This is a genomic window from Shewanella sp. MSW (assembly GCF_007636515.1).
Taxonomy (GTDB): Bacteria; Pseudomonadota; Gammaproteobacteria; order Enterobacterales; family Shewanellaceae; genus Shewanella; species Shewanella indica.
The window spans coordinates 17120-37051 of the sequence record NZ_LVDR01000005.1; the positions used below are offsets into that span (position 1 = coordinate 17120).

Genomic DNA, 19932 nt, shown 5'->3' on the forward strand with positions numbered 1-19932 from the left:
AATCGGTTTCCCATCAATCAGTGTCGCCATTGGTGTTCGGCCACAACAATGGCCCGGTTGCCGAGGCTTTGGCGCATGAAAGTGATGAAACGCCATAAGGCTAGGTATGCCGATTCGCCAGAGACTCAGTTAACACCACGATCCATGATAGTAATTGGCTTATCTGCGATTGGTTTGATCAATAACGCCTATGTAATCTACTTGTTTTTAGTTCATAGTTATCGCATAGATATTTTTGTAAAAATAGTGCTATCGAGTTGTGATCTGATAAAATTCATGATAGTTACCATGAAAAACAATGAAACGGAGTTTTGATGTTTTCCATAGCAGATGAATCTTTTCGAGTATTATTGATTGACGATGATGTCAGCCAGATTAAGCTGCTGCATCAGACGCTTAAGCAAATTGGTGAGTTGTTTTTTGAACAAAACAGCCTTTGTTCGCTGGACACAACTATCAATGTAAAACCAGATATCATTTTGCTTGATCTCATAATGCCAAATCTATGTGGTTACGATGTACTTTTGCAACTTAAGCAAAACAAATCTACCGCAACCATTCCCGTTATTGTTATCACCTCTAGTCATGATACAGATGATCAGTTGGATTGCTTACACGCTGGGGCAGTCGATTTTATCGTAAAACCACTTCACCCAAGTATTGTGCTAGCGCGTGTCATGACACATCTTCGATTGTGTCAACGCGAACGTCAGCTAACACGGTTAGCCCACCATGCTCGAGTGACACTAGACTCAATTGGCGATGCTGTGATTACAACGGATAAAGATGGCAACATCTCATACATGAACCCGACTGCGGAATTGTTAACAGGAGTGACATCTGATGATGCGATAAAGCAGCAGATCGAGGACGTAATGCCATTGAAAATTGGAGATGATGGCCCATCACATATCAATCCAATACGTATTGCAATCGCGGAGAATCGTAAGGTGGGTATGGCGCTTAACTGTAAGATGAAAACTCAGAGTGGTCGTTGGATCTCCGTAGAAGATAGTGCAGCACCGCTCTCTAGTGAAGACGGCCATATTTCTGGTGCAGTTATTGTGTTTAAAGACATCAATGAATCGCGGCAAATGGCGATGCAGATGTCGCATGCATTGCAATATGACCAGCTCACTAATCTACCAAATCGTTTCTTGCTAGTCGAATATTTAAAAACGGAATTACACGAATCTAACAGGAAACGAAAAAGCGTTGGATTAATTCTAATTGACATTAATCGGTTCAAGTTGATTAATGAGGAATTTGGTTTCGAATTTGGTGACGAATTATTAAGAAAAGTTTCGCAAAAAATTCAACAACAGCTTTTAAATGGTGAAAAGCTGAGTCGCCATAATGCTGATGAATTTATGGTATTAGCGCCTAATATTTCTCAACCAGGAGAATTGTCGAGTTTAGCTATATTGATTAAAGAAAGCATTATGCAATTCGCCAAGTTGCACGCCGAAATCAATAACTTTTCAATCAGTATGGGATTGAGTATTTACCCTGAAGATGCAAACGATAGTCAGTCTTTAATGTTGCATGCAGATGCAGCCTTACATAAGGCGAAAAAAGAACCTATCCACGACGGTGTGTGTTTTTATTCTGAAGAAATGGACTATCAATTTTCCTCGCGTCGCCACATCTATACTCAAATAAAGAATGCAATTAGTCAATATCGAGTCGTCACATTGTATCAGCCAATCATTGATGCAAAAACAAGGAAGGTAGAGTCGGTAGAGGCATTAATGCGGATTAAAGATGATAATGGCGCCCTCGTGTCGCCAATCCATTTTATTGGACTTGCAGAAGAAACACGTTTGATTATCCAATTGGGAGAACAAATGATCCTGCAGGTGCTTGAACAAATTTGTCTTTGGCAGACTGTTGGGACGTCCTTTCGTGTATGTATAAATATCTCTCCCATTCAATTTATTGATCCGCACTTTATTCCATTTCTGCTGAGCGCGATTGAAAAATATCAATTAACACCAAATGTGCTTGAGTTAGAGGTAACAGAAGGATTAATGCTCGAAGATTCTCAGCAGGTTAAACAAGATATGGTCCATCTTCGTGAGCTTGGAATGACAATTTCAATTGACGATTTTGGTACTGGCTACTCGTGTTTGAGTTATCTCAAGAATTTGCCTGTTGATGTATTAAAAATTGATCGTTCATTTGTATCGCAGATTTCAACATCAAACGCTGAGGAGTCGTTAGTGAGCACTATTACGACACTCGCCAAGTCGACGAAGCTAAACACGGTTGCTGAAGGCGTCGAAACGGTTGACCAAGCGCAGCGATTGCAAGCATTAGGGGTAACATGGTTACAGGGGTACCTGTTCTCACGTCCAGTTAGCGCAGACGAAATTAAGATGGAATATCTATAATGAACGCAGATAAAGCAAGCCAGCTTTCTCCCTTCACATGGTGGTTGCCTGTTGTCATCGGAATAGTTATTACAGTTGTCACGATGATTATCTCACATTTTGATAATCAGGATAAAATCCGTAATTATACCGAGTTGATGGCAAGTAATGCAGCAGCAAGTATTTCTGAACGATTTCATTCATTTGAATACGGTCTGAAAGGCGCCAGAGGCGCCATCGTTGCCGTTGGGATAGAGAATTTAACGCGTGCGAAATTTGTTGATTACATCAACAGTCGAGATCTCGAACAGGAATTTGTCGGGGCGCTCGGTTTTGGTTTTATTCGCCGAGTTCCTATGGACGAAGATGCACAATTTTTGCAGCAAGCACGTTCAGATGGTGCACCAATGTTCAATGTTAGAATGTTATCACCTCATGACGATGACCGATTCATTATCCAATATATTTATCCTGAGGCCCCTAACCTTCAAGCAATCGGACTCGATATTGGGTCAGAAAAAAATCGGAGGCTGGCTGCATTATCGGCAGCAAGAGAAAATCGAGCATTTCTGACTCAACCTATTACTCTTGTGCAGGCCGATAAAAAGGCCCGTCAAGGTGTCTTAATTTTACTCCCCATTTATAAGCGTAACGTTGAACTTCAAACACCAGAGCAACGTTTAAAAGCTGTCGTCGGCTGGTCATATGCACCATTGATTATTGAAGATGTACTAAGTGGAATAGATAACGTTACCAAGCAAGCCGACTTGCAACTAACCAATCTCAATGACGAAAAACCATTTTATACATCTATCAAGAATCATACTGAAGACTATCCTTTGGTGGTAGAACGGCCACTAGAAGTCATGGGGCAGATTTGGCAATTAAGGGTTGGTTTAAATCACAATGGACTGAAAAATATCCATGTTTTGGATCTGCATTGGGTAGCAGCCATCGGGTTTAGCATTACTGCGCTAATGGTATTACTTATCAACTTAGTCCGAACCAACAGTTTGGTAGATGGTAGGCAATATGAAAAGGCCGCGAATATTACGGCATTCTTGAATAGCCGTTTAGTGAAGCGGACTTGGCCACCAGCGGCAATCATTGTTGTGTCGTTATTGATTACCTTTGGCATTATCATTATTGATGACACATTAGATGATGTGAAGCAGTCTATGTTGGCAGAGCTAGAGGCATCAAGCAATACGATAAACAACTTTGTGGAGCGCTTTAAAAAAGATGTTTTATTTCTCTCTAATACTCCACCTGTCAATGCCTTTAAACAACATCATTTAACGCAAAATGTTACTGAACATGTTCATGAAGAGATGCAACAACGTTTTGCTGAAATATTTCGTGCCTATATGGCAGCAACCCCTGAGGTGTTTCAAGTAAGACTCATTGGTGAACAACAACAGTGGCTAGAGCTTGTTAAGGTGCAGAGAGAGGCTCATGAGTTAAAAATCTATGAACCTAGCGAATTACAAAGTAAGCAAAGCGAATCATATATAGCAGAGACGTTGGCTCTACCACCAGGCAGCGTTTATTTATCAGATATAGATTTAAACAGAGAACATGGTGTTATTGAATATCCCTATCGGCCAGTGTGGCGTTTTGCCGTAGCGATATACAACAAAAATAATCAACCGATTGGGATAGTTATCATTAATTACGATGCCAAATCTCTTATACAACAGATTATACCCATCAAAAGAAATGGTATAAAAATATATATAACCGACCAGAATCAAAGATTGCTATATAACTCAGATGCCATTGATCACTTTTTGGGGCTTATTCAAATTCAAAACAATTGGTCGAGTATTTATGCTCCAGTTTCTGGTTTTAATTTTTTTGAATTAAATGGCCTTAAGGTTGTAAAATCATATGCCGGATGGGCTTGGGAAGTGAGCGCCAATTTCCACTTTGATAAACGGCGTTACGTTACCACACACATGATTTTACCTGTATTTCCAGTTGTAAAAGAAATACTAGTTAAAATACTCTTCATCGTCGCTGCATTTATTATCCTGACATTAATTTCTGCTGCTATACAGTATTGGCTTTGGATGACTGCTGTAATTTCTGCAAAAAATGAGTGGAATGCCCAACTTAAAATACAAAATGAAAAAGAAAAGTCGCGTTTTAAAGCCTTGCTTGAAGCATCACCGGAAGCCAACCTTATTATTGATCAACAAAACAAAATAGTGATGGTGAATGCTGAAGCAGAGCGGGTGTTTGGATATCAACGTACAGAACTGGAAGGTTTTGCGATTGATATTTTGCTTCCAAAAGAAATATGCAGTATTCATCTAGAACATGTAAAAGCGTATCTTCTTAAGGCACAGAATCGGCGTTTTTCATCAGATAAAAATATATTTGCGTTACACGCTAACGGTTCAAAGTTTCCTGTAGAAATTAGCTTAAGTGCGGTACAGCTAGAAAATGAAGTTTATGTTTCGGCGACAGTACACAATATTACTGAACGCCTAGCAGCTGAGACACGACTTAAAGAAGCCGTATATGCATCTGAACAGGCAACCAAGGCGAAAAGTACATTCCTTGCCAACACTAGTCACGAAATCCGCACGCCACTCAACGCCATCATCGGATTGACTCATTTGCTTTCAGCAAAGTCGTTAAACTATGAGCAACAACGCTTAGTCGAGAAAATCTCGATTTCTGGCAAATCTCTATTAAATATCGTAAATGATGTTCTCGACCTGTCAAAAATTGAGGCCGGTGAGATGGATATAGAGAAAACACCATTTAATCTGAGAGACTTATTGGACCAGATCAGCAGCGTATATCAGGTTCAAGCCGATGCCAAACATATTGAGTTTGAGTTTTTAATTGATAATGATGTTCCAAACTGGGTTCGAAGCGACAGTGTGCGATTGCGTCAAATCGTGACTAACTTACTTAGCAATGCTTTGAAGTTTACCTCCGTAGGGAAAATCACATTATCTGTTTCGGTTGTAGATAAACAAGCTTCCCTCGCTGGCAAACAGTGGGTTATGTTGACCGTTTCTGACACTGGAATAGGCATACCTAAAGAAGCCCAATCCCGATTATTTACACCGTTTAATCAAGCCGATTCAAGCATAACAAGAAAGTATGGCGGCACGGGTTTAGGGCTTTCGATAGTGATGCGGTTAGTTGAGCTTCTTGGAGGGCATGTTGAACTTAATAGTGTTGAGGGCAAAGGAAGTGCATTTACAATTACATTGCCATTCTCTCTGCAAAGCGAAAAAGATCTCACCGAACAAGAATTAAGCCAAGATACATTATTCGTTCTGATTGCTGAAGATAATCAAGAGGCAGCGATACGGTTAACCACGATGGTCAACAATTTTGGTTGGCGTTCGGCTATCGTCAATGATGGTGAACAACTTGTTAGTATTTTTGAAGATAGAGCAAGTAAGCAGTTACGGCAACCTGATGCGTTAATTGTTGACTGGCAGATGCCTGCTCTCAACGGGATTGAGGCACTTAAAAAAATAAACTCGCTATGTTCTACAAACGACTTACCGAGTATTTTGATGATGTCTATTGAGGAAAAACGGCAGATACTACTACCACCAGATGCAGATTCCATTATTGACAGCTATATAGAGAAACCATTTGAACCATCTACATTATTTAACGCTGTCAATAGTGCTGTTATCGCCAAAACTGGCGATATAACAAAAGTCTTAAACGTAACTCAGGCTGAAACGATAAATGCTAAATGGCTCGCCAGTATGCGAATCATGGTAGTTGATGATAGTGACACAAATTTGGAAGTTGCCGAATATCTTCTCGACCAAAATGGTGCCAGCAGTTTGAAGTTCAATGATGCCAACGAAGCTATCGCGTTTCTCAAATCCAATAACAATGCGTGCGATGCTATATTGATGGATGTGCAAATGCCAGTTCTTGATGGGCTTAAAGCAACGTCCATAATACGCAACGACTTGGGTCTAAAGAAAATTCCAATAATTGCATTAACAGCTGGAGCGTTGGTCGAAGAACGGCGCAAAGCGTTGGATGCTGGAATGAACGACTTTTTGACAAAACCCATTAACCTATCAAAGTTAATCAGCGTATTGAGATCACAGGTGGAGACTTATCGAAATAAACGTTTTCCTGTTGAGTCACTGAAAGATAGCTTTGTGCAAATAGATGACTGGCCACAAATTGAGGGGTTGAACACAGCACAGTCACAACAATTTCTTATGGGAAACAAAGCGTTATTTTTTAATACATTGTCAACACTCATTGAAGATAATAACAACCTATTAGAGATTGATGTCGATGCTATAGTCAGTAATGCCGATAGCAGTACCAGAACTAAATTGGCGGCACAACTGCATAAACTCAGAAGCTCAGCGGGTATGATAGGAGCCACATCTCTTTTTGAAAATGCTTTGGCAGCAGAGAAGGTACTACGCGATAATCGTGCGCCTTTAGGTGCGTCTTTTGCGTCTGTCATAGCTGATTTTAAGCACATAAAAGCAGCTAGTAAGCTAGCACTTTCACAATGGCAAAACGCTCTAGCAACATCTGAAGATAATAGCGTATTACCCTCGGATAGTGATGACATGACACACGAAGATCTCTTGAATATTCAGGGCCTATTGCGTGACCAAAATCTTGAAGTGATTGAACTCGTAGAAGTCAATGCTCAGAGCCTTAAAATTTTAATGGGAGAACAAGTGTTTGCTGAATTCTCAAGTCATTTAAATAAGTTGCAATTCGACCAAGCACTAGTGCTGCTTTTGGGGTATAGTACATAAGTCACACAAAGGGATGCTATGGATGCTTTTATGGAGTCAAATCACAATATTCTGATTGTCGATGATGATAGATCAGTGATATTTGCGTTGAATAGTGTTCTAAGCGAATTAGCTTCAATTCGTTTTGCTGTAAATGCACAGCAAGCATTCACTCTTATCCATGAAAGGAAGCCTGACCTCATATTGTTAGATGTAGAGTTGCCAGATTTGAGTGGTCTAGATGTCTGTAAACAAATCAAAGCGGATCCGCTTACTGGTGATATTCCCATATTGTTTATCACCAGTAATGTTGAGGCCGGATTTGAAGAGAACGTGTTCTCTGCTGGCGCTGCAGATTACATTAGTAAGCCTTTGAATCCCGTAGTTGTCGCCGCTAGAACGAAAACACATTTAGCTTACCGGGATACTTTGAGACAGATGAAGGAGTTAGCGCATTTAGATTCGTTAACTACCTTGTCGAATCGTTTAGCATTTGATGAAAAATTAAAAACAGAATTTTCCCGAGCGCAACGTGAGGGGCAGCCTCTTTCGTTGGTTATGATCGACATCGATGAATTTAAAAAATTCAATGATCACTTCGGCCATTTGGCGGGAGATGATTGTATAAGGGATATTGCAGCAAGACTTAAAAAAGTCATTAAACGCCCAGCTGATCTTGCGGCTCGTTATGGTGGAGAAGAATTTGCATTGATTCTGCCAAATACTAATGAAGCTGGTACTGTTTCCGTTGTTGAGAAATTAATGGAACTCATCGATGCACTTCATATTAAACACGCCCCCGATGCGACGTTTCCTCAAATTACGATTTCAGCCGGATATAGTACCTTACATCCCGAGGGAAATGGTTTTAAGTTAGTTAATGAACGTTCGCTGATAAAATCGGCCGATGATGCATTGTATAAAGCAAAGTTGGCAGGACGTAACTGTATTACTTTCAATTCACTTATTCCTGATACATCTCCGTCACCAAACGTTTAAGAGTGAACCAAATGTATCACCAGATGCACCTGTAAGATGGGAATAAATGGTGAGCCAGTCAACGTCGATATTATGCCATCAAGAGTATTCCTGGTTTTGGTCTTATTTTTAACAGCAGCACTGCTCAGTGAGGTTGGTGACGGGAACCAATTTCAAAATGGGCGGCAGTTGCTCCACGACTCATACTCGATGCGAGATTATGATCTCGCCAAAACCGATGACAGTCATCACTCACGTACTGAGAAACTTGATCAGAGTGAACCATGATGGGTAAGCAGGCTGACAAGAACGTGGCCTCATCTCTGAAGTAGAGTCGTTGAAATCTGCTGCTAATACGCAGAAAGACATCATGGAGCGATGGTTTAACGGGTTGAAGGGAAATGGTGGTAGTAATCGTTCAATATCCAATGATAACAATTGATTAAGTGATATTTGGCGAAAATTTCCAGAATCCCGGCGGCCCCTCACCTGTGCCTTCACCGCTTATTTGCTGCTCAGCAACTTGCCCTGGTATCTGCCGGAGATGGGCGATGGAGAGTCCGTTATAGGCGCCTTCTATCTGATGGTGTTTGCCGTTATCGCCATCGCGGTTTATTCCAGTACCAGTATTAAATACGTCAAGGTACTCAGCCTGGCCAGTACCTGGTTGTTTGTGGCCCTGATAGCTCTGATGTGGAGCGGCGCATTTTTAGGAGAGAACGGCACTGTCGGCGACTTCATTAGCACCTTTTCGTTATTGGGTGATTACTTTGTTGATATCAAACATTTTGTGTTGCCACTTAATGACTATCACGCCTTTTACCTGTTCTGGTGGTTTGCCTGGAGCATAATGATCGGCCAGTTTACCTCGCGTTTTGTCGGTGGGATCAAGACCTGGCAATTGCTGCTGGCCATGATGGTGTTCCCCTCCATTCCGGTCGCGATTTGGTTCAGTGTTCTCTATTTCTACGATACCCAGGCAATCTCCACATCCGGCTTTTATAACTTGGCCATGGTCATGGTGGGCATTACCTTTGTGATCAATTCGTTGGACTCATTGATCCGTCTCTACACGGATAACCTGGGGCTGACGGTTGCCAGACTCGGCAAACGCAACTATCTGCTTGGCAATATCGCCGTGATGGTGTTGCTGACTTTACTGTTCCAACTGGATTTTCTGGAGATCCAATGGGTAGGGGCTCTGGCCATAGGGCTTATCTTAACCTGTGCCGGTTACATGCTGCTGACCAAACTGAAAACCTTGGGCCGGATCCAAGGTTCTCCCAAAGAAAACACCATAGATTTTAATAAAATAAAACTAGCCGACTGATGCAAACTTCAATCCATAAAACCAAAAGAGGAACACAGATGGGTTTAAACGCCATGGCAAACTATCTTAAGTGCGGCGGTTTAGCTGCACTACTGACACTGACATTTGCAGCCCAAGCCGAATGGTCATCGACAGTGACCCTGGTATCGGATTACAGTTTCAACGGGGTCAGTCAGACAGATGAAGGCCCGGCGTTACAGGCCAGCTTGGATTACAGTAGTGAAAGTGGTTGGTATCTTGGCAGTTTTGCTTCCAATGTCGATTTTGGTGGCGCTGATGATACCCGGTTGGAGCTTGATGGTTACGCAGGTTATTTCTACCGGTTCAATGAAAACCTGAGCCTGGATGCCGGGCTTGCCTATTACAGCTATCACGGCGAATCCTTTTCCGATGATTACAACTATCCGGAAGCTTATGCCAAGTGGGGGTATCAGTCGCCATTCGGTCAGTCGGAGTTGAATCTCTGGTACAGCTGGAATTACTTTGGTACCTGTGCCGGCCACAGCATAGTGATGTTGGCCCACAGTTTCGAATTGGCGCCCGGTCACCGGCTGAGGTTGAGTTTTGACCGTTCCACATCGTATGATGCAGACAAGTGGCTGTGGCAGGGAAGCAGAGGCTATCAACACTACCGCATCGCCTATCAGACCCAATATCACGGTATAGATATTGAGCTGGCGGGTGAAGATACCAGCCTAGACTCGGATAACGCCGATGCCAGGTTGGTGTTTAGCCTATCGCACAGGTTTACTTTCTAACTACAAACCTCGATTGCAACAATATTCTTTTATATTTCAATCATTTTTGCAGTTTTTTGGCAATTATTATCTCTGGTGGGGTCTATCATTTGTCATGGATGATAAGGGGGAATGCGGGCCTGAGTGGCGTGACCTCGGGTGAAGAGAAGCCAAGTAGCAGCTCTTCATCAGCAGCGCCTGGGATGCGGCGTACCATGGCAGTGAATTCTTCGACTTAATCAATAAGAACCGGGTAACCCTCGGGCGTATCAAGGTCTAGGGTTTCAAGGTCTGAGGAAGGCCCGGGAAGGGGCAGATAAGCCTGAATCACATCAAGTTATGGCTTGCGGCTCAGGCAGTTTTGCAGCAGTTTGGCGAAGAATTCGCTGCCTTTGCGGCGGGCAAAGGCGATGTTGCGCTCCGGAATTGACTCAGGATCATCATATTCGGCCAGGGCTTGTTCCATACTGGCTTCACGTATGATGTGCAGAGTCGGATAGGGCGCTCTGTTGGTATAGTTGGCGGCATCATCCTGGGCCTCTCCTTCGAAACAATAGTCGGGATGAAAGCTGGCCAACTGGTAAACCCCTTCATACCCTTCTTCGAATAACAGCTGCTCGGCAAAGGCCAACAGATCCAGATAGAGATGAAAACCTTCAAAGCCCCTCGGCAGAATGAACAGGCTGGTTTCCGCTTGTGGGTGCTCATCCAGATATTGGCACTCGTCCAGCAACGCCTGCAAGGCAGTATCCATGCGGCTTTGTTCGCAAACTGTGTAACGAATCGAGTCGCGCTCGACTTCCCGCCTGGCGAAGGGGCAGATGTTGTACTTCATGATCACCTCCTTGACCCAAGCCTGGGTTTGGGCGGCGATAGTCTGGGATCCCATCATGGAGTCTGTGGCCATATTCTGCTCTGTCTCTGTGTAAGGGCGTTATTGGCGGCCATCATAGGCAGCCTCTGGGGTACTGGCAAGCACCAAAGATGTTGAGGGATGAAATACGGCACCCATTCAAGCGGCGCCGTTTGTTTGCTCAAATTAAAAAATCAGTAGCTGACTTCCACTTCATAAGAGGTGAACTTGCGGATATTGATTACGCCGGTATCGAAAAGCAGGTACTGCCCCTTGATGCCCATCAGAGTGCCACTGACAACGGCTTCTTTATCAAAGTTATGGGACTTGATCTTCTTCGGAAACTCACTGACCGGGTAGTGAATTTGCGTCTCTGTCTCGGTCAATCTTTCTATCTTGTAATCACCGCGGCTCATTGCCAGCTCGTGCAGGCGGGTTTCGATACTCGGCAATAGCGTTTCGGCCTTGGCCTTGAGATCTATCTCGTCGTTGTTGCCCTTGAGCATCGCCTGCCAGTTGGTTTTGTCGGCAATCAGTTTGGCCAGTTCGACTTCGATGAGGCCGGAAAGCTGCCTGCTGCTGACTTTGAATATCGGCAGCCCCTGGGTGGCTCCCTGATCCAGCCAGCGGGTGGGCAGCTGGCTGTGGCGGGTAATACCGACCTTTATTCCCGAGGTATTGGACAGGTAAACATAGTGGGGCACCATGCAATGGGTGTCGCCCCATTCGGGTTCGCGGCAGGTTCCCTGATCATAATGACAGGTTTCCGGTTTCATCACGCAGAGATCGCAGCTGGCGAGCTTCTGCATACAGACATAACAGTGGCCCTGTGAGTAACTCTTCTTGGTCTTCTTACCGCAGTTGCAGCAGAAGATGTTACCCGTGTGACTCAGGGTTAAACTCTTGCCAATCAAAGGGTTCAACGCCAGGCGTTGTTCAGCCACTCTGAGGGTGTATTGTGCCAGATGGTTCTCGTCCAGGGCGACGGCCATCTTATTCAGTGTTCCAAGCATAACGACAAAGCTCTGTTCTTGTGATTTTCGCCAGTGTATCAGTTTTCCTAACAGGAATTATCGATTGCACATCGGTTGCTGATTTTGCAGGCGATCAAGAGTCAGAGGTTAGGCAGTTGCAGTATTGAGCTCAAGTCAGATTCAGCTTATCCAATACCAGATCATCACCTATGCTGTAGAGGGATTCAGTCAGGCGTTCCTCCTGCATAGGATCGGTTAATCCCAGGCTGATGGTGGCCCGAAACAAGGCGATGCCGGTATGGCCCGCGGTTTCAAACTTGCTGCTGAATTGCTCGATATTGATCCCAAGGGCATTGATCCTGTTGGAGATATCCAGTACCAGCCCGGGCCTGTCGTAGGCCACCAGGTTGAAACTCAGGCGTTTGATATATTTCTGCTGCTGGCCGGCCCTGGCACTGGTGAGCGCCATACCATCGATGCACTCCAGGGCATCAAGCAGGTCATCCCAGTGTTCGCTGGGAACCTCAAGCAGCAAAATGGCGGCAAAAATCCCGTCGATATGGCGTAATTCCGAGTCGAGCCAGTTGCCGCCGTGGCGGCTGACCGCATGGGCAATCTGCTCAACCAATCCTTTTCTGTCAGGGACTTGCAGTGTGATAAGGTAACGAAGCATGGTAGACAGACTCCTGAATAATGTTAAAAAAAGCTATGTAACACTATTGTCATTTTTGCGTCATATAATCCCAGCCACTCGATAAGGGATGGTCTTACCTGGGTTGGCCGAAACGCAATAACGTACGGTTAATTCGGTAAAAAGCCTAACAGCTATTAATAATAGAGGTTCTTAATGGAAAGTCAGGTCATTCAACCTGCTTCTGCGTCGAAAGATCTGTTGGTGAGCAAAGGCTCCGGCCGCAGAGCCTTCAAGGATAAGGCCGCGCAGATAGGGGTAACAGTGGGTGGAACCATGGTGTTCGTCGCCCTTTTGTTGATCTTTTTCTATCTGCTTTACGTGATTAAACCTGTGTTTGACGGCGCCAGTGTTGAACCCGTCACCGAAGTGAGCCTGCCGGCCAGTTCAGACAAGACGCTGATGGTGGGCAGTGACGAGCAAAATGAACTGCTCTATCGGGTCGGTGACCAGGGCGTGGTGGATTTTTTCAGGGTCAAAGGCGATCAGCTGCATCAGCAGGTGAAACTGCCAGTGCCAGATTCGAGCAAAGTGGTCAGCAGCGCCGTCAGCGCCCCAAGCCAGCAGTTGTTTGCCCTCGGACTGGATAATGGTCAACTCTTGTTGGCCGGGGTGGATTTTGGTGTCAGCTATCCCAATAACCAACGCCTGATCACGCCCAAGGTCAAATATCCACTGGGGGAGTCTGCGCTGACGGTTGCCGAGGATGGCTCGCCGCTCAAGAGTCTCGCCTTTGGCTATAGCTCCGAGAGTATGAGCTTTGCCTATCAGGACAACCAGAATCGCTGGCAACTGACCAAGATGGTCGGCGAAGAGAACATGATGACCGAGGAAGTGGAGTGGACTACACAAACCATGCCGCTGCCGGATGCACCTTCCCGTACTGAACATCAACTCATGACCCCGGATCAGCGCCAACTGCTGCTGCAGTCCGGCAACAAGATTTTTGTCTACAACATTCAGTATGTGGATGAAATCTCGCTGCAACAGGTGATAGATGTCGAGAAAGCCAAGGCCAAGGTCACCAGTTTGAGCCTGTTGGCGGGCGCCAGTTCATTGCTGGTAGGTTACGACAGCGGTGTGGTGGCCCAGTATTTTCAGGTGGCCAGCGACCGCGGACGTGTTTATCAGGAGATCCGCGAGTTTAACGGATTGGGTAAGGTGGACACCATTGCCTCTGAGTTCTATCGCAAGAGCTTTGCCACAGTAAGCCCAGAGGGTGAACTGTCTTTGCTTTACACCACGAGTGAGCGCGAGCTGTTCGACAAGAAGTTCGATCTCAAGGCACCGGGTGTTATGGGCTTCAGCCCCCGCTCCAATGCCTTGATCATTGAAGATGGCAGCAAGCTGCACCTGTACGCGGTTGACAACGACCACCCGGAAGTTTCCTGGAGTGCCCTGTGGAACAAGGTATGGTACGAAGGTTACCCTGAGCCGCAGTTTGTCTGGCAGTCCACTTCCGGCTCGGATGATTTTGAAGCCAAGCTCAGCCTGATGCCGCTGGCATTCGGTACGCTCAAGGCGGCGTTCTATGCCATGCTGTTTGCCGTTCCTCTGGCGATTGCCGGCGCCATCTATACCGCCTATTTCATGTCGCCCAAGGTGCGCAGCGTAGTCAAGCCCACCATTGAAATTATGGAAGCCCTGCCCACAGTGATCCTCGGTTTCCTGGCCGGTCTCTGGCTGGCACCGCTGATTGAAGAGCATCTGCCCGGCATTCTGGCCTTGCTGCTGTTGTTGCCGATAAGCATAGTGACCAGTGCCTATGCCTGGTCCAAGCTGCCGGGGCGCATCAAGGCGATACTGCCGGAAACCTATCAGGAACTGATGCTGATCCCGGTTATCTGTTTTGTCGGTTGGTTCTCTTTTGCCATCAGTCCGGCAATCGAAGTGGCCTTCTTCCACGGCGACACCCGCCAGTTCATCACCAATGAATTGGGGATTACCTTCGATCAGCGTAACGCGCTGGTGGTGGGGATTGCCATGGGCTTTGCCGTCATTCCAACCATCTTCTCCATTGCCGAAGACGCCATCTTCTCTGTGCCGCGTCACCTGTCGAACGGCAGCCTGGCCTTGGGAGCGACCCCCTGGCAGACCCTGACCCGGGTAGTGCTGCTGACCGCAAGCCCGGGGATATTCTCGGCAGTCATGATGGGCCTTGGCCGCGCCGTGGGTGAAACCATGATTGTACTCATGGCCACGGGTAACACCGCCATCATGGAGTGGAGCGTGTTTGAAGGGATGCGGACCCTGGCGGCCAATATCGCGGTGGAAATGCCGGAATCGGCCATTGGCAGCTCCCATTACCGGGTATTGTTCCTCGCAGCCTTTGTACTCTTTATCTTTACCTTCCTGTTCAACACTGTGGCCGAAGTGGTGCGTCAGCGTCTGCGCGACCGCTACAGCTCACTGTAACAGGAGAGAAATTATGAATAGAACACTAGATGTTTCGCCAATCACCTTAAGGGGTTTGTGCAATGGGTAAGTGGTTTAAATCAGGCTCTCCCTGGATCTGGATGACAGGGGGCGCCGTCAGCCTGAGTTTGATTGCGGTGTTGGGGCTATTGTTACTCATCGCCTGGCGTGGCCTGAGCTATTTCTGGCCCGCGGATATCTATCAGTGGGAGATGCAGGATGATAAAGGCCAGCGTTACACCCTGATAGGTGAACTGTACGACAGAGAAGAAGTGCCGACCGAGCGGTTGAAATCCGCCGGTTATCACTTCAACTCAGAGCCGGGTGAGTTTGTGACCCGTTATCTGGTCAAGACGGGTAACCGTGAGTTTGTCGGCCTGGATTTCCGCTGGATTTTGGAGACAGATATTGTGTCGCGCTCCACCCCGGAAGGCTTGGCCATGATAGAGCGTACCAAGAACGGTAACTTCTACGGCTACCCTGTGGCGGTGATTGAGAAGGGCCAGCGGCTGGAGCTCGGCGGCGATGTGCAGAATTCACTCGAGGAGCATATCGAGCGCGCAGTGGACCTGGCCGATCAGGCGATGACACTGCAGAAGCAGGACATAGGCGCGGTTAACTATGAGCTCGAACGTCTGCGCCTCAAAGAACGTGGCTATGAGCTTGACGATGCCCTGACGCCTGAGCGCAAGGCCGAGCTTGAGTCCAAGCGTCAACAACTGGATCAGCATTACCAAGGGTTGGAAAAGCAGCTGTTCTCTCTGCGTGAGCAAGCCGGGCGCGACTCTGTGATAGTACGCGACATGCGCGGCCAAGAAGTGACCCTCAGTCTGGATTCGGTGCTGGATGTCAGCTATGTCAACCGCATGGGCTTTATCGACAAGGTAGGCCACTGGTTTGTTGGCCTGGGACGCTTTATCAGTGACGATCCCCGCGAAGCCAACACAGAGGGCGGGGTGTTCCCGGCGATTTTCGGCACAGTATTCATGGTGTTGCTGATGGCCGTAATAGTGACACCATTCGGTGTGGTGGCCGCCATCTATCTGCACGAATACGCCAAGAAAGGGCCGATCACCAAGATGATACGTATCGCGGTAATCAACCTTGCCGGTGTGCCTTCGATTGTGTACGGGGTGTTTGGTCTGGGCTTCTTTGTCTATATGCTGGGGGGCTCGCTGGATCAGCTGTTCTATCCAGAGGCATTGCCGTCGCCGACCTTCGGCTCTCCCGGGGTTATCTGGTCGGCACTGACTTTGGCGATTCTGACCCTGCCTGTGGTGATTGTTTCCACCGAGGAAGGCTTGTCACGTATTCCAAGCTCAGTGCGTCAGGGCAGCCTGGCTCTGGGGGCCACCAAGGCCGAAACCTTGTGGCGGATTATTATCCCTATGGCCAGCCCGGCGATTATGACAGGGCTTATTCTGGCTGTTGCCCGCGCCGCCGGTGAAGTGGCACCCTTGATGCTGGTGGGGGTGGTCAAGTTGGCGCCTACCTTGCCTGTGGATATGAATTTCCCCTTCGTGCATCTTGAGCGTAAGTTCATGCACCTCGGGTTCCATATTTATGATGTCGGTTTCCAGAGCCCCAACGTAGAAGCTGCCAGGCCTTTGGTCTATGCCACCTCGTTCCTTTTGGTCTCTGTGATCGTGGCACTCAACCTGACGGCTATCAGCGTGCGCAACCATCTGCGTGAAAAGTACCGCTCGCTTGAACACTAATTGACGATTATCCTGAAGTGATAGGACAGAATATGATTTCGATAGACTCATCGGTAATGAATACTGAGACGCTGGATCTGGCGAACCTGCCTGCCGAAGAGACGGCGCTGGAGATCCGTAACCTGGATCTGCGCTATGGTGACAAGCAGGCGTTGTTTGATGTTTCCATGAAGATCCCCAAGAAGAAGGTCACCGCCTTTATCGGCCCCAGTGGTTGCGGTAAGTCCACCTTGCTGCGCTGTATCAACCGGATGAATGATTTGGTTGATAACTGCCATATCGACGGGGAGATCTTGCTCCATGGTCAAAACATCTACGACAAGAAAATCGATGTCGCGGCGCTGAGACGCAATGTGGGCATGGTGTTCCAGCGCCCCAATCCTTTCCCCAAGTCCATTTATGAAAATGTGGTCTATGGTCTGCGCCTACAGGGCGTGAACAATCGCCGTGAGCTGGATGAAGCCTGTGAACGTTCACTGCGTGGCGCCGCCATCTGGGACGAGGTGAAAGACAGATTGCATGACAACGCCTTCGGGCTATCCGGTGGTCAGCAGCAGCGTCTGGTGATTGCCCGGGCGATAGCCATCGAGCCTGAAGTCTTGCTGCTCGATGAGCCGACTTCGGCGCTGGATCCTATCTCGACCCTGACCATTGAAGAGCTGATCACCGAGCTCAAGTCCAAGTACACTGTGGTGATAGTGACCCACAACATGCAGCAGGCTGCCCGGGTATCGGATCAAACCGCCTTTATGTATATGGGTGAGTTGATTGAGTACTCAGATACCAACACTATCTTTACTACGCCAAAACAGAGTAAGACCGAAGATTATATTACCGGCCGCTACGGTTAATAAACGCTGCGTCCGAGCAAGGGGAAGCAAATGGAAAACAAGAACCTGAATAAACATATCTCAGGCCAGTTCAGCGCTGAACTGGAAGATATCCGCAACCGGGTACTGGCCATGGGCGGTATGGTAGAGCGCCAGTTGGAACAGGCGCTGGATGCCCTGGGCAGCCTGGATGCCGAACTGGCACAGAAGGTGATCGAGGGCGATCACAAGGTCAACGGCATGGAGGTGATGATAGACGAAGAGTGTACCCGCATCATTGCCAAGCGCCAGCCGGCGGCCAGCGACTTACGCCTGGTGATAGCTATCTCCAAGACGATTGCCGATCTTGAGCGCATCGGCGATGCCTGCGTGCGTATTGCCAAGGCGGCACAGGAGAAGCGCAGCAATAATCAGCAGCCACTGCTGGTCAGCATTGAGTCCATGGGGCGTCATGCCACCCGCATGTTGAATTCGACCCTGGATGCGCTGGCGCGGATGGACGCCGAGTCGGCGTTGGAGCTGCACAAGGAAGATGCCAAGTTGGACAAGGAATATGAAGGCATCATTCGCCAACTGATGACTTACATGATGGAAGATCCCCGCTCTATCCCCGGCGTGCTGGATGTGCTCTGGGCTGCCCGCGCGGTTGAGCGGGTAGGGGACCGCTGCAAAAACATCTGTGAGTACGTGATTTACTACGTAAAAGGCAAAGACGTACGCCATGTCTCCTACGAGGAGATGGAAAAAGAGCTTTAAGCTCTTATCCGCGAGCCTTAGAGAAAGCCGCTTGCATTCAAGCGGCTTTTTTGTGCCAGTGCAGGCTGGTGCAGCTCGGTAGGCTGCGGCGTTCGGTCAACGGAGCTCTTGGTGAACGGAGCTTTTGGTCTACGGGGGACTTGGTCAACAGAGCACTTAGTCAACATAGGACTTAGTCAAAGCAGTCTCGTCAAAGCCCAGCCTAGTCCACGCGGTATTCTGCCAGCTCGATCAGGTTGCCGTCAGGATCGCGAATATAGACTGAGTCTATCGGGCCGGTGGCGCCGGTACGGGCAACGGGGCCCTCTTCGATGTCGATACCCACGGCACTGAGATGCGCCATAACATCCTCGAGTGAACCACAGGTGATAAAGCACAAGTCCGCCGAACCACTTTGGGCTTTGGTGGCATTGGGGTAATATTCGCGGCCAAGTTGGTGCAGGTTGATTTTCTGATCGCCAAATTGCAGCGCCGTTCTGTTATCGGCAAAGGTTTGGCGTTTCATGCCCAGTTTTTGGTAGAAGGCGACACTCTGCTCTATGTCGCGGACGGTCAACACCAGGTGATCCAGTCGGGTTACGCGCATGCTGCTATTCTCCTTGTCGCACCCGGGAGACCCTGCGGCCTCCCGGGGTAATGCACAACATTTTGCTATCGATTTGCGTCTCTGTCAGGATACAGAGTTGAGCGCCTGTTGGGGAAGGGGCTGCCGAGAAACCTTCCTTTGAGCCTCTGTCCTGCGCCCTATACAGTCTTAAATATCAAGAGGAATTCAATGAAACAAACCCTGATCCGCGGCTTGCTTAATCTGCTGCCCATGGCGCTTAGTCTCTGGCTGTTCTGGTCCTTGTTTGAATCTCTCGACAGCCTGGGCAAGTTACTCTTCTCTCTGGTGGGCATGGACACTGTATTTACCGGAGCCGGTTTTATATTGGTCACAGCCTTGGTATTTGTTGCCGGTTTACTGTTTTCTGTCAGCCCCATCGTTTGGCTCTGGAGCTGGATTGAACGACAGTTGATGCGCTTTCCCCTGTTCAAGTCTGTCTATGGCAGTATCCGCGATATTGCTTCTTTGATGAACCGTGATAGCAGTAAGCCCAAGTCGCAACAGACGGTATTGGTGCGTCAGGCCAACGGCGGTTTTGTGGTCGGCTTTATCATGACAGACAAGCCACCTCAGCCGCTGCTCGATGCCTTGCCCGAAGGGGACTGGGTGCCTGTGCTGTTTCAACTCTCTTACCAGATGGCCGGAGTCACCAGCCTGGTCAAGCGAGAGGATTTGATCATGGTGAATTGGTCATTCGAGGAGGCGATGCGCTTTAATCTGACAGCGGGAATTTCGCAAACCCCCAAGGTCGTGAAGGACTAAAGTGATGATTCTTTGAGCTGGAGTTGCTATAGACTCCCCATTTTATTCATTTTTGTGTATAATCAGCGCCGATTGTTGCCAAAAGTAGCAGTTTGTGTCTGAGTCGATTGCCATTCACTATGCCACGGTAATCTTGTCTGTCCCGCCAA

General features: G+C 47.6%; 13 protein-coding genes and 2 pseudogenes. 11 read left to right on the forward strand and 4 right to left on the reverse strand.

What is annotated here, in order from left to right; all coding sequences use genetic code 11:
* Nucleotides 1-314: 314 nt before the first annotated feature.
* The 6 genes and pseudogenes from AYI96_RS06530 to AYI96_RS06555 all read left to right on the forward strand — a co-directional run bounded on the left by AYI96_RS06530 (nucleotide 315) and on the right by AYI96_RS06555 (nucleotide 10198).
* Complete coding sequence (locus tag AYI96_RS06530; RefSeq protein ID WP_144361256.1) at nucleotides 315-2393, forward strand: EAL domain-containing protein; 2079 nt, start codon at nucleotides 315-317, stop codon at nucleotides 2391-2393.
* Entirely contained in the window at nucleotides 2393-7153 is a 4761-nt protein-coding gene (locus AYI96_RS06535; protein WP_144361257.1) for a CHASE domain-containing protein, read from the forward strand. The genes AYI96_RS06530 and AYI96_RS06535 overlap by 1 nt, the downstream gene beginning before the upstream one ends.
* Nucleotides 7154-7171: 18 nt before the next feature.
* Nucleotides 7172-8131 carry a diguanylate cyclase gene (locus AYI96_RS06540; protein WP_144361258.1) on the forward strand — a complete coding sequence of 320 codons (960 nt, stop codon included), beginning with the start codon at nucleotides 7172-7174 and terminating at the stop codon, nucleotides 8129-8131.
* Between the two features lie 15 nt (nucleotides 8132-8146).
* Nucleotides 8147-8299, forward strand: a pseudogene (locus tag AYI96_RS06545) (transposase); the annotation flags it as partial.
* A 298-nt stretch (nucleotides 8300-8597) separates the two neighbouring features.
* Nucleotides 8598-9440: pseudogene (locus AYI96_RS06550) on the forward strand (BCCT family transporter); the annotation flags it as partial.
* Between the two features lie 53 nt (nucleotides 9441-9493).
* Entirely contained in the window at nucleotides 9494-10198 is a 705-nt protein-coding gene (locus AYI96_RS06555) for a TorF family putative porin (RefSeq protein WP_039034008.1), read from the forward strand.
* A gap of 316 nt (nucleotides 10199-10514) precedes the next feature.
* Here AYI96_RS06555 and AYI96_RS06560 read toward each other — a convergent pair whose 3' ends face one another.
* The 3 genes from AYI96_RS06560 to AYI96_RS06570 all read right to left on the reverse strand — a co-directional run bounded on the left by AYI96_RS06560 (nucleotide 10515) and on the right by AYI96_RS06570 (nucleotide 12677).
* Nucleotides 10515-11084 (reverse strand): DUF1415 domain-containing protein, encoded by a 570-nt coding sequence (locus tag AYI96_RS06560; protein WP_143078384.1) that lies wholly within the window; start codon nucleotides 11082-11084, stop codon nucleotides 10515-10517.
* A 140-nt stretch (nucleotides 11085-11224) separates the two neighbouring features.
* Nucleotides 11225-12043, reverse strand: a complete 819-nt coding sequence (locus AYI96_RS06565; protein WP_144361259.1) for a DUF2797 domain-containing protein — start codon at nucleotides 12041-12043, stop codon at nucleotides 11225-11227.
* 130 nt (nucleotides 12044-12173) lie between these two features.
* On the reverse strand, nucleotides 12174-12677 hold the full coding sequence (locus tag AYI96_RS06570) for a glycine cleavage system protein R (RefSeq protein WP_025009810.1): 504 nt from the start codon (nucleotides 12675-12677) through the stop codon (nucleotides 12174-12176).
* A gap of 174 nt (nucleotides 12678-12851) precedes the next feature.
* On the opposite strand from AYI96_RS06570, the gene AYI96_RS06575 reads away from it, so the two are divergent.
* From AYI96_RS06575 to phoU, 4 genes are all read left to right on the forward strand, one after another.
* Nucleotides 12852-15110, forward strand: coding sequence for an ABC transporter permease subunit (locus AYI96_RS06575; RefSeq protein ID WP_144361260.1), 2259 nt, complete (start codon nucleotides 12852-12854; stop codon nucleotides 15108-15110).
* Between the two features lie 62 nt (nucleotides 15111-15172).
* Nucleotides 15173-16828 carry a phosphate ABC transporter permease PstA gene (pstA, locus tag AYI96_RS06580; RefSeq protein ID WP_144361261.1) on the forward strand — a complete coding sequence of 552 codons (1656 nt, stop codon included), beginning with the start codon at nucleotides 15173-15175 and terminating at the stop codon, nucleotides 16826-16828.
* Between the two features lie 32 nt (nucleotides 16829-16860).
* Nucleotides 16861-17679: a phosphate ABC transporter ATP-binding protein PstB gene (gene pstB / locus AYI96_RS06585; protein ID WP_144361262.1), complete on the forward strand. Its 819-nt coding sequence runs from the start codon at nucleotides 16861-16863 to the stop codon at nucleotides 17677-17679.
* A gap of 30 nt (nucleotides 17680-17709) precedes the next feature.
* The gene (gene phoU / locus AYI96_RS06590; protein WP_039033928.1) at nucleotides 17710-18414 is read left to right on the forward strand and encodes a phosphate signaling complex protein PhoU; all 705 of its coding nucleotides are present in this window, start codon (nucleotides 17710-17712) and stop codon (nucleotides 18412-18414) included.
* A 202-nt stretch (nucleotides 18415-18616) separates the two neighbouring features.
* Here phoU and AYI96_RS06595 read toward each other — a convergent pair whose 3' ends face one another.
* Entirely contained in the window at nucleotides 18617-19000 is a 384-nt protein-coding gene (locus AYI96_RS06595; protein WP_144361263.1) for a VOC family protein, read from the reverse strand.
* A 189-nt stretch (nucleotides 19001-19189) separates the two neighbouring features.
* On the opposite strand from AYI96_RS06595, the gene AYI96_RS06600 reads away from it, so the two are divergent.
* Nucleotides 19190-19783 (forward strand): DUF502 domain-containing protein, encoded by a 594-nt coding sequence (locus AYI96_RS06600; RefSeq protein WP_144361264.1) that lies wholly within the window; start codon nucleotides 19190-19192, stop codon nucleotides 19781-19783.
* Nucleotides 19784-19932 lie beyond the last annotated feature (149 nt).

What these genes read in the sequence shown, in the direction of transcription:
- AYI96_RS06530 (WP_144361256.1), top strand. Translation starts at nt 315, where the DNA reads ATGTTTTCCATAGCAGATGAATCTTTTCGAGTATTATTGATTGACGAT.
- AYI96_RS06535 (WP_144361257.1), top strand. Translation starts at nt 2,393, where the DNA reads ATGAACGCAGATAAAGCAAGCCAGCTTTCTCCCTTCACATGGTGGTTG.
- AYI96_RS06540 (WP_144361258.1), top strand. Translation starts at nt 7,172, where the DNA reads ATGGATGCTTTTATGGAGTCAAATCACAATATTCTGATTGTCGATGAT.
- AYI96_RS06555 (WP_039034008.1), top strand. Translation starts at nt 9,494, where the DNA reads ATGGCAAACTATCTTAAGTGCGGCGGTTTAGCTGCACTACTGACACTG.
- AYI96_RS06560 (WP_143078384.1), bottom strand. Translation starts at nt 11,084, where the DNA reads ATGGCCACAGACTCCATGATGGGATCCCAGACTATCGCCGCCCAAACC.
- AYI96_RS06565 (WP_144361259.1), bottom strand. Translation starts at nt 12,043, where the DNA reads ATGCTTGGAACACTGAATAAGATGGCCGTCGCCCTGGACGAGAACCAT.
- AYI96_RS06570 (WP_025009810.1), bottom strand. Translation starts at nt 12,677, where the DNA reads ATGCTTCGTTACCTTATCACACTGCAAGTCCCTGACAGAAAAGGATTG.
- AYI96_RS06575 (WP_144361260.1), top strand. Translation starts at nt 12,852, where the DNA reads ATGGAAAGTCAGGTCATTCAACCTGCTTCTGCGTCGAAAGATCTGTTG.
- pstA (WP_144361261.1), top strand. Translation starts at nt 15,173, where the DNA reads ATGGGTAAGTGGTTTAAATCAGGCTCTCCCTGGATCTGGATGACAGGG.
- pstB (WP_144361262.1), top strand. Translation starts at nt 16,861, where the DNA reads ATGATTTCGATAGACTCATCGGTAATGAATACTGAGACGCTGGATCTG.
- phoU (WP_039033928.1), top strand. Translation starts at nt 17,710, where the DNA reads ATGGAAAACAAGAACCTGAATAAACATATCTCAGGCCAGTTCAGCGCT.
- AYI96_RS06595 (WP_144361263.1), bottom strand. Translation starts at nt 19,000, where the DNA reads ATGCGCGTAACCCGACTGGATCACCTGGTGTTGACCGTCCGCGACATA.
- AYI96_RS06600 (WP_144361264.1), top strand. Translation starts at nt 19,190, where the DNA reads ATGAAACAAACCCTGATCCGCGGCTTGCTTAATCTGCTGCCCATGGCG.